This is a genomic window from Methylobacterium sp. 142-1Y, from assembly GCF_057747795.1.
Genome location: NZ_CM173224.1, coordinates 5,383,623 through 5,398,735 on the forward strand (window position 1 = coordinate 5,383,623; position 15,113 = coordinate 5,398,735).

At 68.9% G+C, this 15,113-nt stretch carries 9 protein-coding genes and 2 tRNA genes; 6 read left to right on the plus strand and 5 right to left on the minus strand.

The features are described from left to right. Window positions 1-17: 17 nt before the first annotated feature. From AC3AOF_RS24740 to AC3AOF_RS24750, 3 genes are all read left to right on the plus strand, one after another. Window positions 18-914, plus strand: coding sequence for a carbohydrate ABC transporter permease (locus AC3AOF_RS24740; protein ID WP_236988353.1), 897 nt, complete (start codon window positions 18-20; stop codon window positions 912-914). 429 nt (window positions 915-1,343) lie between these two features. After that, window positions 1,344-2,759 carry a 3-isopropylmalate dehydratase large subunit gene (gene leuC / locus AC3AOF_RS24745; protein WP_236988352.1) on the plus strand — a complete coding sequence of 472 codons (1,416 nt, stop codon included), beginning with the start codon at window positions 1,344-1,346 and terminating at the stop codon, window positions 2,757-2,759. Between the two features lie 110 nt (window positions 2,760-2,869). After that, window positions 2,870-2,954 (plus strand) — tRNA-Leu (locus tag AC3AOF_RS24750). 604 nt (window positions 2,955-3,558) lie between these two features. Here AC3AOF_RS24750 and AC3AOF_RS24755 read toward each other — a convergent pair. The 4 genes from AC3AOF_RS24755 to AC3AOF_RS24770 all read right to left on the minus strand — a co-directional run bounded on the left by AC3AOF_RS24755 (window position 3,559) and on the right by AC3AOF_RS24770 (window position 9,369). Further along, window positions 3,559-4,215: a BglII/BstYI family type II restriction endonuclease gene (locus tag AC3AOF_RS24755; protein WP_488346764.1), complete on the minus strand. Its 657-nt coding sequence runs from the start codon at window positions 4,213-4,215 to the stop codon at window positions 3,559-3,561. 501 nt (window positions 4,216-4,716) lie between these two features. After that, window positions 4,717-6,060 (minus strand): sigma-54-dependent transcriptional regulator, encoded by a 1,344-nt coding sequence (locus AC3AOF_RS24760; RefSeq protein ID WP_488346765.1) that lies wholly within the window; start codon window positions 6,058-6,060, stop codon window positions 4,717-4,719. Between the two features lie 3 nt (window positions 6,061-6,063). Further along, on the minus strand, window positions 6,064-7,926 hold the full coding sequence (locus AC3AOF_RS24765) for an ATP-binding protein (protein ID WP_488346766.1): 1,863 nt from the start codon (window positions 7,924-7,926) through the stop codon (window positions 6,064-6,066). A 111-nt stretch (window positions 7,927-8,037) separates the two neighbouring features. Beyond that, entirely contained in the window at window positions 8,038-9,369 is a 1,332-nt protein-coding gene (locus AC3AOF_RS24770) for an MFS family transporter (protein ID WP_488346767.1), read from the minus strand. Window positions 9,370-9,748: 379 nt separating this feature from the next. Here AC3AOF_RS24770 and AC3AOF_RS24775 point away from each other — a divergent pair. The 3 genes from AC3AOF_RS24775 to AC3AOF_RS24785 all read left to right on the plus strand — a co-directional run bounded on the left by AC3AOF_RS24775 (window position 9,749) and on the right by AC3AOF_RS24785 (window position 11,507). Next, window positions 9,749-9,833, plus strand: a tRNA-Leu gene (locus AC3AOF_RS24775). A 173-nt stretch (window positions 9,834-10,006) separates the two neighbouring features. Then, window positions 10,007-10,246 (plus strand): hypothetical protein, encoded by a 240-nt coding sequence (locus AC3AOF_RS24780; protein ID WP_236988348.1) that lies wholly within the window; start codon window positions 10,007-10,009, stop codon window positions 10,244-10,246. Window positions 10,247-10,388: 142 nt separating this feature from the next. Then, window positions 10,389-11,507 (plus strand): aminotransferase class V-fold PLP-dependent enzyme, encoded by a 1,119-nt coding sequence (locus tag AC3AOF_RS24785; RefSeq protein ID WP_488346768.1) that lies wholly within the window; start codon window positions 10,389-10,391, stop codon window positions 11,505-11,507. Window positions 11,508-11,624: 117 nt separating this feature from the next. Here AC3AOF_RS24785 and AC3AOF_RS24790 read toward each other — a convergent pair whose 3' ends face one another. After that, entirely contained in the window at window positions 11,625-15,041 is a 3,417-nt protein-coding gene (locus AC3AOF_RS24790) for a hypothetical protein (RefSeq protein WP_488346769.1), read from the minus strand. Window positions 15,042-15,113 lie beyond the last annotated feature (72 nt).

Here is a 15,113-nt window from a genome sequence, read left to right on the forward strand (position 1 = left end):
AGAAGGATCGAGCACCCATGGCCGCCACGACCACGACCGCCGATACCACCCCCGACAACAGCGAGGGCATGGCCTATCTCGACACGCTGCCGAGGCGCGTCGTCACGGTCTACCTTCCGCTCTTCGTCATCCTGGTGGTGCTGCTGTTCCCGTTCTACTGGATGGCGCTGACCGCCATCAAACCGGACGAGCAGCTCATCGACATGGACACCTACAACCCGTTCTGGGTGGTGTCGCCGACGCTCAAGCACATCTCGAAGCTCCTGTTCCAGACCAACTATCCGCTGTGGCTCTGGAACACGATGATGATCTCGGTGGCGGCGACCGTGCTGTCGCTGTTCGCCAGCGTGCTCGCGGCCTACGCGATTGTGCGGATCCGCTACAAGGGCGCGGTGGCGGTCGGCGCGGCGATCTTCCTCGCCTATCTGGTGCCGCCCTCGATCCTGTTCATCCCGCTCGCCACCATCATCCAGGCCTACGGGCTCTACGATTCGCCCTTCGCCCTGGTGCTGGTCTACCCCACCATCCTGATCCCATTCTCGACCTGGCTCCTGATGGGGTACTTCAAGACCATCCCCTACGAGCTGGAGGAATGCGCGCTCATCGACGGGGCGAGCCGCTGGCAGATCCTCGTCAAGATCATCCTGCCGCTGGCGGTGCCGGGGCTGATCTCGGCCGGCATCTTCTCGCTCACCTTATGCTGGAACGAGTTCATCTACGCCCTGACCTTCCTGTCCTCGACCCAGAACAAGACCGTGCCGGTGGCGGTGGTGAGCGAGTTCGTCGACGGCGACATCTATCGCTGGGGCTCGCTGATGGCGGGTGCGCTGGTCGGCTCGCTGCCGCTGGTGATCCTGTACTCGTTCTTCGTCGAGCACTACGTCTCGGCAATGACCGGGGCGGTGAAGGAATAGCAACCCTGCACTCTCGGGTGAGAGTGTTCTAGGACGCGCACCGCCCGAGTGGGTCCGATCGACTCGCTCGACGGTCCTGATATCATCCGGGTCATTCCGGGGCCGCGCAGCGGAGCCCGGAATCCAGAATCGCGGATGATTCAGGAAGAATCGGACGGCCTTCCGCTTCGTTCTGCATCACCTGAGTGTCTGGATTCCGGGCTCCGCTGCGCGGCCCCGGAATGACCCGGTGGGTATGAAGTCTTCGGAGGCTCATCAAGCAGACTCCGAAGCCACGAGGGTCCCACCGCCTTGCGAGCCCCGCATCCCCTTGCGGCGCGAAGGGGTCTACCCGTCGGCGGTCGAGACGGTTACATGACGGGTCCGCCGGGCGCGCACGCCATGCGCCCGGCTTCCACGACAGGTCTTCGTGACAAGGCAAAAACCCCGATGACTGCCCCTCGCACCCTCTACGACAAGATCTGGGACGACCACGTCGTCGATCGTCAGCCGGACGGCACCTGCCTCCTCTACATCGACCGGCACCTCGTGCACGAGGTCACCTCTCCCCAGGCCTTCGAGGGGCTTCGTCTCGCCGGGCGCCGGGTGCGCCACCCGGAGAAGACGCTGGCGGTCGTCGACCACAACGTCCAGACCTCGGACCGCAGCTTCGGCATCGAGGATCCCGAGAGCCGCACGCAGATCGACACCCTGGCCGAGAACGTCCGCGAGTTCGGCATCGAGTATTACGACGCGCTGGATAAGCGCCAGGGCATCGTCCACATCATCGGGCCGGAGCAGGGCTTCACCCTGCCGGGCCAGACGATCGTCTGCGGCGATTCCCACACCTCGACCCACGGCGCCTTCGGGGCGCTCGCCCACGGCATCGGCACCTCGGAGGTCGAGCACGTGCTCGCCACCCAGACGCTGATCCAGAAGAAGGCGAAGAACATGCGCGCCGTCGTCGACGGGCGCCTGCCCGCCGGCGTCGGCGCCAAGGACATCATCCTGGCGATCATCGGCGAGATCGGCACCGCCGGCGGCACCGGCCACGTGCTGGAATATGCCGGCGAGGCGATCCGGGGCCTCTCGATGGAGGGCCGGATGACGATCTGCAACATGTCGATCGAGGGCGGCGCCCGCGCCGGAATGGTCGCCCCCGACGAGATCACCTTCGCCTACATCAAGGACCGGCCGAAGGCGCCGAAGGGCGAGGCCTACGAGCGCGCGGTCGCCTATTGGCGCGACCTCGTCTCGGACGAGGGCGCGCATTTCGACCGCGAGATCCGGTTGGATGCCGCCAACCTCCCCCCGATCGTGACCTGGGGCACTTCGCCTGAGGACGTGATCTCGGTCCAGGGCCGGGTGCCGGATCCGGCCTCGATCGAGGACGAGAACCTGCGCTCCTCCAAGGAGAAGGCCTTGTCCTACATGGGCCTGATCCCGGGCACGAAGATCACCGACATCGCCCTCGACAAGGTGTTCATCGGCTCCTGCACCAACGGCCGGATCGAGGATCTGCGGATCGTCGCCCGCATGGTCGAGGGCAAGAAAATCCACCCGAACGTCAGCGGCATGGTGGTGCCGGGTTCGGGCCTGGTGAAGCAGCAGGCGGAAGAGGAGGGCCTGGCCCGGATCCTGATCGAGGCCGGCTTCGACTGGCGCGAGCCGGGCTGCTCGATGTGCCTCGGCATGAATGCCGACCGCCTGAAGCCGCACGAGCGTTGCGCCTCGACCTCGAACCGCAACTTCGAGGGCCGCCAGGGCCACAAGGGCCGCACGCACCTCGTCTCCCCGGCGATGGCGGCGGCCGCGGCGATCGCCGGCCATTTCGTCGACATCCGCGAGTGGCCGGCAGGACTCTGAGACCTCGCCGTCTGATCTCGTCTCACGACACGGCGGAGTTCGGCGTTGACGCCGGCTCCGCCGCCGACTAAACGACTGACACCGGGGCGCCGCCAAGGCGACGCTCTAGGGCCCAGGTGGCGGAATTGGTAGACGCGCTGGTTTCAGGTACCAGTGGTGCAAGCCGTGGAGGTTCGAGTCCTCTCCTGGGCACCAACACCCTTCGATGGTGTTGATGCCGACCGTGATGCTAGGATGTCAGCATGCGGTTGATAATTTTGATCATCAGCTGTTGTTTGGGCGAGCTGACTGATTTGAAGCACTCCATCATTAATCCGGAGCCGCGTAGCGGAACCCGGGACTCACGATCGCTGATAATGGCGCATGGGGCAGAATGCTGGCAGCGCTATCTTGGAGCGTCAGCGATTGTGAATGATGGGTTCCGCTGCGTGGTTCCAGGAAGACAGCGGAAGTTTCAGCCTCTTCACCAGACAGCTGGTATGACGGGTCAAATGGGCCTCAGACGGACGGATATCGGTCCCGGGGCTGTCTAGGTTGCTGCATCGATCGAAATGGCTCTTTGTCGGCGATTCTCTGTGTCATGCAATTTTTAATTGATTGCTTCGGGTGATCCATACGGGATCACCCGAAGCAATAATGACGCCGGCTTCGCTTGGCCGCTACGGGGCTGGCGATGCAAATTTCTGGAAATCTCCAGAATGCGTATCTCGCAGATCAATGGGCAAGGGTGAAGGCATTGTCGGTTCAAATAAGCAACAGTCTGTCCGACTTAGCCTTTGCCGACCGATTGTGCCGCGCTCTAGCTTTCCGCGTCTTGGTCTTCCTCTGCCTCCCCCATCGCCTCTATGGTCTCCCGCGTGGGATCGCCATCTTCAACGTATAGTTCTGGGGTGATTGCGAATGTCAGCACCGGGCAGCCGCCGCCTCCGCCGCCGTCCAATCGGGGCCAAAGCTTCTCATGGTGGGTCGTTGAGTTGCCGTACGACGACCCTTTTCCAAGAGAATTAAAAATCGTCTGCAGCTCGCTGGCCCGAGTGATGATGATCCCGACATCGATCGCGCGCAGTTCAAATAGCAGGCGAAAATTGTTCAAATCCCGGTCGAAGAATGGGTCCTTGTTGTTCCATTCAAGTTCCAGAGCTACCCGCCCTTTAAAGCAGTCAATCTTGTGCGTAGGACTCTCATATTCAGTTTCGTCTAGCTTAATTGACGTATTAAATTTTTTCTCTTTCCAACCGCGCGCGTAGAACGCCCCGTCAAGTTGACGTGAGATGGGTGAGCGATTTTTACCTGCGGCCTTCACCTCGGACCGGTACAGGCGAAAACTCCGCAGGATCTCAATAATTTCTGCCCATTCTTCCGGGCATGCCGTCTGAAGGACGCCTGTCGCATTCCGCCATTCACGGACATGATAGAGCTTCTGAATGTCTTCGGGGATGAGGTGTATGGTCGACATAGCGGGTACCATGCTTCTTGACGGAGTTGAAGTAAATAACGCAGATTGGAATCAACGAGTTACCGTTATTTTACATTCAACCTTATGGCTTTCAGAGCGCCGAGTGCACGATCGCACGTGCTTGCATCGTTGCCAAGGTCTCCGTCAGCGTAGAGGTTTACAATTTCAGAAAATCTGCGCACACCAAGATGGCGCCAATTTTCATGTTTTTGCCAATAAAGCTACAATGTTAGCTAGTATTTGAGAAAATATTTCTCAAATACTGACGTAATTTACTTATTTTGTAATTTGGCATCATCAAATAATGCAAAAAAAATATCGAATTAGTGTTTTTATCTAAAAAATTGAAATAAGCTATTTACATGTGATATAGATTTCGGAGGTTGCCAAAGGCGAAAGCTGGGATGACGGCGGAAAGCTTGAAGCGCGTTGCCAGCTCCACAGACTTTGAAGAAGCCCCGAACCGTCAAGAGCTGCGTCGCCGATCCATCACCCCCGCCCCTAGCCGACGAAATCCCCACGGCTCAAACCGTAGCGCTGCATCTTCTCGTTGAGGGTGCGCCGGGGAAGATCGAGGAGGCGCATCGCCTCGGCGATGTTCCCTTGCGCCTGCTGCAACGCCTGCTGGATCAGGCCCCGCTCATAGGCCTCGACCCGGGCGGACAGCGGCTGCACCCCCGCTTCGCCCGGCTCCGGCGCGGCGCCGAGGCGGTCGAGGCCGAAGGCGTAGCGCTCGGCGGCGTTGCGCAATTCGCGGACGTTGCCGGGCCAGGGTTGCTCGACGAGATCCTGGATATGGCGGATGCTCAGGGGCCGCATCGCCCGTCCATGCGCCTCGGCGGCTTTCGCCGCAAAGTGCTCGAACAGCAGCGGGATGTCCTCGCGCCGCTCACGCAAGGGAGGGATGCGCAGGCTCGCCACGTCGAGGCGGTAATAGAGGTCGGGGCGGAAGCGCCCGGCCCCGGCCTCGTCGCGCAGGTCGACCTTGCTGGCGCACAAGCTGCGCAGGTCGGCGGCGACCGCGTCGTTGGACCCGAGCCGCTCCACCCGGCGCTCCTGCAGCACCCGCAGCAGCTTCACCTGGCCGGAGAGCGGCATCGCCTCGATCTCGTCGAGGAACAGCGTGCCGCGATGGGCGTATTCGAGCTTGCCGATCCGGCGCTTGAGCGCGCCCGTGAAGGCGCCGGCCTCGTAGCCGAACAGCTCGCTCTCCATCATCGTGTCGGGGATGGCGCCGCAATTGACCGGCACGAAACGGCCGTCGCGCCTTGTCGAGAAGGCGTGCAGGCACTGCGCCACCAGCTCCTTGCCGGAGCCGGTCTCGCCGTTGATCACCACGTTGACCGGCGTCGCGGCGAGGTCGAGCACCTCGCGCCGCAGGATCTCCATCGCCCGGGAGGTGCCGATCAGGCGATTCTCGATGTCGTGCGCGTCGGTGCGCGCGTGGAGCCGGCGCAGGCGCAAGGTCAGGTGGCGCTTCTCGCAGGCGCGGCCGATCGCGTCGGTCAGGCGCTCGGGTGCGAAGGGTTTCTCGATGAAGTCGTAGGCGCCGCGCCGCATCGCCTCCACCGCCTGCGGCACGTCGCCGTGGCCGGTGACGAGGAGGACCGGCAGGTCCGGGTCCCGCTCCAGGGCGCGCTCCAGCACCGCGAGCCCGTCCATCCGCGGCATGCGCAGGTCGGTGACGAGGATGCCGGGAAACCCCGAATCGATCTCCGCGAGTGCGGCGTCGGGCGCCTCGAAGGTCGAGACAGCGTACCCGGCGAGCGTCAGCCACTGCTCCAGCGCCTCCCGCACCGTCTCCTCGTCGTCGACGAACAGGACGCGCTCCACCCGTGACGCCATCTCTCAAGCCTCCGCTGCCGGCAGGACGAGGGTCAGCACGGCGCCCTGCGCGCCGTTTCCGGCCGTGAGACTGCCCTTGAGGTCGCGCACGATGAGCGAGGACAGGGACAGGCCGAGCCCCAGCCCCTCCCCGGCCGGTTTGGTGGTGAAGAACGGATCGAAGATCTGCCCCAGATGCTCCGGCGCGATCCCGCTCCCGCTATCGGCCACGTCGAGCCGCCAGGACGGCGCCGATCCGTCGGAGGTCTCGCGCGTGGCGCAGAGATCGAGCCGGCGCTCGGGGACGTCGCGCATCGCGTCGAGGGCGTTGACCATCAGGTTGAGGATGACCTGTTCGAGGCGCACCGGTTCGGCCCGCACCAGGGCGTCGGGCGGAATCCGGCAATCGACCGTGACGCCGTCGGCCCGCAGCCGGACCCGCAGCAGGTCGAGGGCGGCCTCCGCCGCGCTCGCGAGGCGGACCGGCTCGCGGTGCTCGGGGCCGGTCTTGCGGGCGAAATCCTTGAGGTGGCGGATGATCTCGGCGATGCGCTGCGTCACCTCGGTCATGCGCTGGAGGTTGCGGCGCACCGTCGCCTGGTCGCCGCGCTCCAGGAACAGGACGGTACTGGCCAGGAAGGTGCGGAGCGCCGCGAGGGGCTGGTTGATCTCGTGGTTGATCGCCGTGGAGATCTGGCCCAAAGCCGCGAGCCGGCCGGCATGGATCAGCTCGTCTTGCGTCGCCCGCAGCGCCGTCGTCGCGCGCTCTCGCTCGGCCATCTCGGTCCGCAGGCGCGTATTGGCCTCGCTGAGGTCGTGGGTGCGCTCCGCCACCCGCCGCTCGAGGGACAGCCGCATCGACTGCTCGGCCCGCAGGCGCTGCCGCTTCTGGCTCGCCGCGGCGAGCGCGAAGGCCAGCGCCAGGCCGGCGATGCCCGTGGCGGCGGCCACCAGCACGCCCTGGCGCCACGCGGCTCCGGTCGGGGCGATGGTCCAGAGCGTCCAGCCGAGATCCGGCATCGCCACGGGCTCGACGAGGCCGTGCCCGGCCCCGCCGGCGGAGGGGAGCCGGATCGTCCCGCCGGGATCGGGCGGACCGTCCGCCAGGAGGGGCCGCAGGTCGCTGTCGCCGTATTGCCGGGCGGTGCGGATGCGGTCGGTCTCAGGGACGGTGAGGGGCCGGAACGGGCGGTACTTCCAGCCGGGTTCGCTCGCCAGGAAGACGATGCCGGCCGCGTCCGAGACCAGGATCTGCTCGCCCGCCCGGCGCCACTCGCCCTCCAGTCCCTCCAGGTCGACCTTGACCACCACGACGCCCGCGACGCCGCCGCCTTGCCTGTCTCCTCGGGCCTCCACCGCCTTGCCGATGAACAGGCCCGGCTGCTGGGTGGTGGTGCCGATGCCGAAATAGCGCGAGGCGCCGGTCGCCAGCGCATCGAGGAAGTAGGGCCGGTAGGCGTAGGAGGACCCGACGAAGCTGAGCGGCTGGTTCCAGTTGCTCGCAGCCAGCGTCAGCCCCCTCGCGTCCATGAGGTAGATCGCGGCGACGCCCGAGGCCCGGGCGATGGCCTCGAACTTGGCGTTGACGGCGGCGGCCCCGGATGCGCCGGGCGCGGCCAGCAGGTCCTGGACCTGCGTGTCGAGGGCGAGCACGGTCGGCAGGGAGCGGTAGCGGTCCACCGTCGTGCGCAGGACCGCCTCGGCGATCACGAGGCGCTGGCGCGCGCCCGTTCGGACCTGGTCCTGGCCGGCTCGCAGGGCGAGGAGGAAGGCCGCGAGGGTGAGCGCCGGGATCGCGACCGCCCATCCCCACCACCCCCCGATACCGGCGAGGCGCGCGCGCCGCGGCACTGCGGCCGGGAGTTCGGCAGGACGGGCTTGGCTCATGCCGGTCGCCTCGCTGCGGGGGAACGCGGATCGTGACGCACCGGGGTGCCTCGAAATGGGGACCGCCCGCAAGCGAAAGCCGGCGGGCGATCCCGGGGAACGTGTGGCGCGTCAGCCGCTCATCCGGCCGTTGCCGTCGAGGTAGCCGTATTTGCGGGTGTCGGGCATCCACAGCGAGGCGGCGAAGGCCACCGCCGCCATGGCCGCGACGTACCAGAAGAACAGGCTCTCGTTGCCCCAGGTCTTGAACGAGAGCGCGACGTACTCGGCGGTGCCGCCGAAGATCGCGTTGGCGATGGCGTAGGGCAGGCCGACGCCGAGAGCCCGCACTTCGGCCGGGAAGAGCTCGGCCTTCACCACGCCGCTGATCGAGGTGTAGAAGGTCGCGATCACCAGACCGGTCAGGATCAGCCCGAAGGCGGCCCAAGGATTCGTCACCAGCGACAGGCTGGAGAGCAGCGGCACCGCCCCGAGCGTGGCGAGCCCGCTGAACAGGATCATGTTGTTGCGCCGCCCGATCCTGTCGGAGAGCGCGCCGAAGACCGGCTGGAGCAGCATGAACACCACGAGCACCAGGGTCATCACGGTCGAGACCGTCTTCAGGTCGAGCTTCACCGTGTTGACCAGGAATTTCTGCATGTAGGTGGTCATGGTGTAGAAGTAGAGCGAGCCGCCCATGGTGAAGGCGAGCGTGATCAACAGCGCCCGCTTGTGCTGCATCAGGGCGCGCAGCGAGCCGGCCTCCTTGCTCTTCATGGCCGCGTGCGAGGCCGATTCCTTGAGCGATCCGCGCAGCATCATCGCGACGATCGCCGCCACGGCGCCGAGCAGGAACGGGATGCGCCAACCCCAGGCGCGCATCTCGTCGCCGGTGAGGATGTGCTGGAGCGCGAACACCACCAGCACCGCGAGGAGCTGGCCGCCGATCAGGGTGACGTACTGGAACGACGACAGGAAGCCGCGGCGGCCCTTGCCGGCGATCTCGCTCATGTAGGTCGCCGCGGTGCCGTACTCGCCGCCGACGGACAGGCCCTGCGCGAGGCGGGCGACGAGGAGCAGCGCCGGGGCGAACACGCCGATGGTCTCGTAGGTCGGCAGGATGCCGATCATCAGCGAGCCGGCGCACATCAGCAGCACCGAGAACACCATCGACGACTTGCGGCCGCGCCGGTCGGCGATGCGGCCGAAGATCCAGCCGCCGAGCGGGCGCATGAAGAAGCCGACCGCGAAGATGCCGGCGGTCGCCAAGAGCTGGCCGGTCGGGCTGCTGCTCGGGAAGAACGCGGAGGCGAAGTAGATCGACGTGAAGGCGTAGGCGTAGAAATCGTACCACTCGACCAGGTTGCCGGACGAGGCGGCGACGATGGCCTTGATCTTCTGGCGGTCCGTGGTCTCGGCGGGGGCCGGGCTCACCCCGATCGCCGCCGGTGCAGCCGTGGTCATGGACGTTCTCCCTGAATGCGAACCACCCCGCGTCGACGCGGGCGCGATGGATATCCCCTCCGTCGCGAGCCTTTCGGCCTCTTGCGGAGGGCAGCGGGAGAGCGATGGCAAGCGCGATGCCAGCGACAGAAGAAATTAAAATCCATTGATATCAATTGCTTGTAAGGGCGCCCCATCGCCTCTTGGGCGGAACGGCGCCGATCGCGAGCCCGGATCGGTGGATTTCCGCCGACGTCGTCCGGGGCCGGCCGCTCCTCCCGTACCGGACCGCGCGGGCCCTCCGCATCCATCCTGCGTCCGCACCGCTCAAGCCCGTTGACGTCGCCGTCGTCGCCCTCTAAACGAACGTCACCGGGGCGGTGCACAGCACCGCTTTCGGGCCCAGGTGGCGGAATTGGTAGACGCGCTGGTTTCAGGTACCAGTGGTGCAAGCCGTGGAGGTTCGAGTCCTCTCCTGGGCACCAACACCCATCGGTGGTGTTGATGCCGTCCCCGAGTGGGGGATCGGGCCGGCCAGACCTTCAACACAAATCGATGGCCTCCGACGGGAGTACCGCTCTGCGGCGAGTTTCGCCGCGCGGTACCGAACCGGTCCGGGCCGCCCCGCGTTGGGCTGCGCCAACCGGAGGAGACGCGCATGCCGCGCAGCGACGATACCCCATCGCGCAGCGACGATACCCTTTCGCGCAGCGACGACCTGCTCACCGCCCGCCCCCACCTGACCCGTCGCGACGAGGACAAGGCGGCGGCCCAGGCCGGGGTGACGCCGGCCGACCACGACGCCGCCCGCAAGCCCGACGCCCTCGATCCCGGCACCAGCACCACCGGCGAGGAGCCGCGCCGCCGCTCCGCCCCGGCGGGCGAGGGCGAGGTCTGAGCCGGGGCACGCCTGCGGGAGGGATCGGCCGTCCCCCGACCTCCAGATCCGGGCCGCGTCGTGGTAGAGCCCGGCCGATCCCTCCCCCTCCGTTCGGGCCGCCCGCCGGCACGGTCGGGTGAACGGCCGAGAGGTGCCCCGCATGGATGCCGTCGCCCCCCTGCCCTGCCAGAGGCACCTGTTCGAGGTGCCCGACGAGATCAGCTATCTCGACGCGGCGGCGTGGTCGCCGTTTCCCCTCTCCGTCCGCGCGGCCGGGGAAGCGGGCCTGTTGGTGAAGAGCCGGCCCTGGGCGCACCCGCGCGAGGCGGTCCAAGCCCAGGCCGAGCGGGCACGGGCGGCGGCGGCCCGGCTCATCGGTGCAACGGCCGACGACGTGGCGATCGTGGGGTCCGTGAGCCACGCGATGGCCACCGTCGCGGCGAACCTGGCCGTCGCCCCGGGCGGGCGCGTGCTGCGCGTCGCCGACGAGTTCCCGTCGCTATGCTACGCCTTCGACCGGCTCGCCCGTGCCAGCGGCCTGATCGTCGAGGAGGTCCCCCGTCCCGAGGACGGCGACTGGACGGCGTCCCTGCTGGCGGCGATCGGGCGCCCCGGGGCGCCACCCCTGACGATCGCGACCCTGACCCCGTCGCACTGGACCGATGGCGGGTTGATCGACCTCGACCGGCTCGCGCCGGCCGTCCACGCCGCGGGAGCCGCGCTGGTGATCGATGCGACCCAGGCGGCGGGGGCCGTGCCGGTGGATGTGGGCCGCTGGCGCCCCGACTTCCTGGCCTTCCCGACCTACAAGTGGACGCTCGGTCCCTACGCGCTCGCCTTCCTGTATGCCGCCCCGCACCGGCAGGACGGCGCGGCGATCGAGGAGAATATCGGCAACCGCCCGCCCGCGACAGGCGCCAGGCGCTACGACCGGGGCGAGTTGAACGACCCGGTCCTGTTGCCGATGGCGGCGACCGGACTGGAACTGCTCCTGTCCTTCGACGTGGTGGCGGTGGCGGACCGGCTGCGCCGCCTCACCGATCTTCTGGCCGATGGTCTCGTCGGCCTCGGCCTCTCCGCGCTTGCGACGGATCTGCGCGCGCCGAACATCCTCGGGCTCCGCGCGCCGGGCGGCCTGTCCCCCGGCCTGGTGGACCGCCTGCGGCAGGACGGCGTCTACGTGAGCGAACGATCCGGGGCGCTGCGTCTCAGCCCGCATGTCTGGGCCGACGAGCGCGACGTCGAACGCTGCGTGGCGGCCTTGCGCCGCGCCCTGTAGGGCAGCGCCCGATCGCGTTGCATACGGTCCAACGCTACGGCAGGTTGCGCGGCGCGGGAGCGACGGCTGTCGCCGTCGAATGACCGCGTTCGGGACCTCGGAGAAAGCCGCGGGTCGTCAGCCCGGCGACGGCCCGCCGGCGCCGCGGGCCTCGGGCGCCGGGGCGGATCCGGCGGTTCCGTCCGGGTTCGGCTTCGGCCGCTCGGGCGCGGCGCTCTCGGGGTAGCGGGTGCGGTAGGCGCGCAGGAAATCGGTCAGGGTCTCGGCGCTGGTCGCCTGGCGCACGAGGCTGCGGAAGGCCGCGGTGCCCGGCGCGTTCGGCGAGGCGACGAGGCCGAAGGTGCGGGCATCCGGGCTCTCGGCCATCTTCTGGGTGTATTTCGTGCGCAGCCGGTCGAGGCTCAGGGAATCCTCGGCGAGCGCGTAGCCGATCGCCGCCCGCATCACGTCGTTGCGCTCGGGGTCGGTCAGGGGGCCGGGATCGCGCCAGCGGGTGCCGAGCAGGGCCTCGTGCGCCTCCCCGGCCTCCCGCCAGCGCCGCGCGCCCCACAGGATGTCGCCGCGCAGATGCGCCGCCTCCGGGCTGGCATTGCCGTCGAGCAATTCGAGGGCGAGGTCGGTGCGCGAGAGATCGGACAGGGCCCGGGCCTCGAGCAGCAGGCGCGCGTCGCGGATCTGCCCCGGCAGTTCCGGCAGGCGGGTGTTCTGCAGAACCTTCAGGGCCTTGAGCGGCTCGCCCTCCATCAGCCGGACGGTGGCGAGCCTGGCCGCCACGCTCGCCCGCGCCGCGCCGGTGAGGCGGTTGTCGACCTGGTGCTGCAGGAGGTCGCCGGCGGCATCGAGGAGGTCGAGGGCGACCAGGCGGTCGGCCAGCCGCCGCACGATCTCGTCGCCCTGGCGGCCGACCGGCGTGAATTCCTTGAAGTCGTAGAACAAGGCCAGGGCCTCGATCTTCCCGAGGCTCGCGCCCTTGTCCGACAGGAACAGGGCGGAGAACAGCGCCACCGTGTCGTCGTGCAGGCCGCGGGTCGCCGGGTGATCGGGAAACAGGCGGTTGGCCTTGCGGGCGGTCGCGAAGGCGTCGCGCCAGCGGCCGATCCCGGCATAGAGCCGGCCGAGCCGTGCCAGGGCCTCGGCCTCCGCGTCGCCGTGCCAGGTGAGGGTCAGGCGCTCCAGGCGGTCGATCGCCGTCTCCGGCGTCATCGTGCCGGAGGCCCGCCCGAGATCGACCAGCCGCAGGGTCGCGTCGGCGGCGGTGGCCGGTGGGGCGGTCTCGGCGAGCTGCTGGTAGGCGCGGCGGGCCTCGCCCTCCTGGCCGATCGCCTCGGCGAAGCGCGCCTTGAGGAAGGTCAGCCGGTCGCGGGCGGCCGGGGCCTCGGCCAGCGGTGTCACCGCGGTGAGCGCCCGCTGGACGAAGGCCGGGTCCTTGGCGTCGAGGGCGGCCTCCATGGCCGTTAGGTAGAGCTGCACCTGCAGGTCGTCGGGATAGGCCTCGATCACCGGCAGGCCGGCCTTGAAGGCGGCGAGGGCCGCGGCGCTGCGCCGGCCGCGGGCATCGACGACGCCGCGCCACAGCCGCAACTCGGGATCGAGCGCCTGCTTGCCGTCGGGAGTGAGGAAACCGCCCGCCCGGGCGTTCTGGCCCATGCTGAGCGCGGCGATGGCCGAGAGGAGCCGCACCGGCCGCTGGGCGGCGAGCGGCGGATCCTCCCGCACCGCCAGGGCCAGCACGCCGGCCGCCTCGGGCGCGAGGTCGTTGGCCAGCAGCACCCGGACGAGGTCGAGGCGCGCGGCGGAGCGGGCCGGCCGCTCGGCCGCGGCGGCGGCTCCTTGCGCGGCGCGGATGCGGGCGCGCACGTCGCCGAGCTGGTCCTCGCGCCAGCGATCGGGCTGCACCATCAAGGACGCGGCCTGGGCTCCGGCCTCCGGTGCCTCGATCACCGTCGGAGAGACCGACAGGCCGCCGGGGCGGGTGATCGTCACCTCGTTGAGGCCGGGGCGCACCGCGAGGTCGTCCGCCGCCGCCAGCACGGCCACGCCCTGGCGGGTCGGCAGCAGCTCGAACTCGACGAAGCGGCCGCGCTTCGGCATCGCGGTCAGCCGCGGCCCGCGGGCCGTCACCACGGCGATGCGCTCGCCGTCGCGCTCCAGCCACAGGGCGCCGCCGGGGCGGGCGAGCGGCACCGCCACCGCCGGCTTGCCGGTGGCATCGGCGCTGCGCTGCGGCGCCAGGAGATCGCCCCCCGGCAGGCTGCCGTCGCCGAGCGCCAGGTCCCAGCCCTGCCCCTCCCCCGCGGCGAGCTGGGCGAGCACGCCCTGGTCGAGGCGTAGCCGCAGCACCGTGAAGGCGCCCTCGGCCTTCGGCCCCTCGACGACGCTCGCCGGCGCCCCCGCGGGCAGGGACGGCAGGGCGACCGCGGCGGTGGTCTCGAAGACCAGGGTGGCGATGCCGCCGCGCTCGAACAGGGCCGCCGGCGGCTTAGCCGCGAACGGGAAGGCGATCCGCAGGCCTTGGGCCGCCTTGGCGATCCGGGCCTGGACCGGCCCGGAGGCCGCGGGCGGCTCCGCCGGGGCGGGCGCCTCGGCCTGTGCGCGAGGCGGGGCGTCGGGGCGAGGCTCGGCCGGCGCGCGGGCCTCGGCCTGCGGACGCGCCTCGATCTGCGGCAGGGAATCGGCCCGGGACGGGGGCGCCGGGACCGGATCCGGCTTGCGCTCGTCCGGCTTCTTGTCGTCGGACTTCTTGGCCGCCGGCTTGACGAGGTCGAGGATGTAGGAATCGTCCTCGCGATAGCCTTCCGCGCCGTAGCCCTCGGCCAGCGTCAGGGTCAGGCGGGCGGCGTCCGTGCCGGCCTCGGCCGTCAGCGCCTTGGCGGCCGGCGGCAAACCCGCGCGGGCCTCGGTGGATTCGATCGTGTAGGCGCCCGGGATGCGCAGGCGGATCTCGGACCCGGCCCGTTCCAGCCCCACCTCCGCGTCGCTCGGCAGGCGGACCGAGAGCCGGGTCAGGGTCGGCAGGTGCGCGACTTCGAGGCGCAGAGGCGTGGTGCGCCGGGCGCCCCTTGCGGCCTCGCGGCGCAGGCGCTCGCTCAGCTCCTCGGCCCGGCGGTTGAGATCGGCCAGCACCTCCGGCGGCAGGCCCGGCGGCATCCCGGTCCAGCCCTCGGGCAACAGGTCGATGAAGACCCGCTCGCCGGCCTCCAGAACGTTGACCTTGTAGGAGGATTGCAGCGCGACCCGCAGGCCGGACCCGTCCGGATCGCGGCGGACCTGCGCCACGTAGGCCGGCATCTCGGCGGCCAGGCGGTCGCGCGACCCGGTCACCGCTTCGCGAAAACCCACCACCAGCACCCCGCCGGTGACCTTCGCGGTCACCTTCACGCCGTGGTCGAAGGTGAGCGCGATGCGCCCGAAATTCTTCTGCTCGCTGCCCTGGATCGCCACGAGCTGCGCCGCCTCGGCCGTGCCCGCTCCGGCAGCCAACGCCGCCAGCGCGATCAGCGCCGCAGCGCGGCGGCTCCTGCCCGTCGAACCCATCGCATCCGCCCGTCATCCCGAGACGGCACCATGCCGGCACAGGGCTAATGAGGGCTTAATCGGCGGGGGATC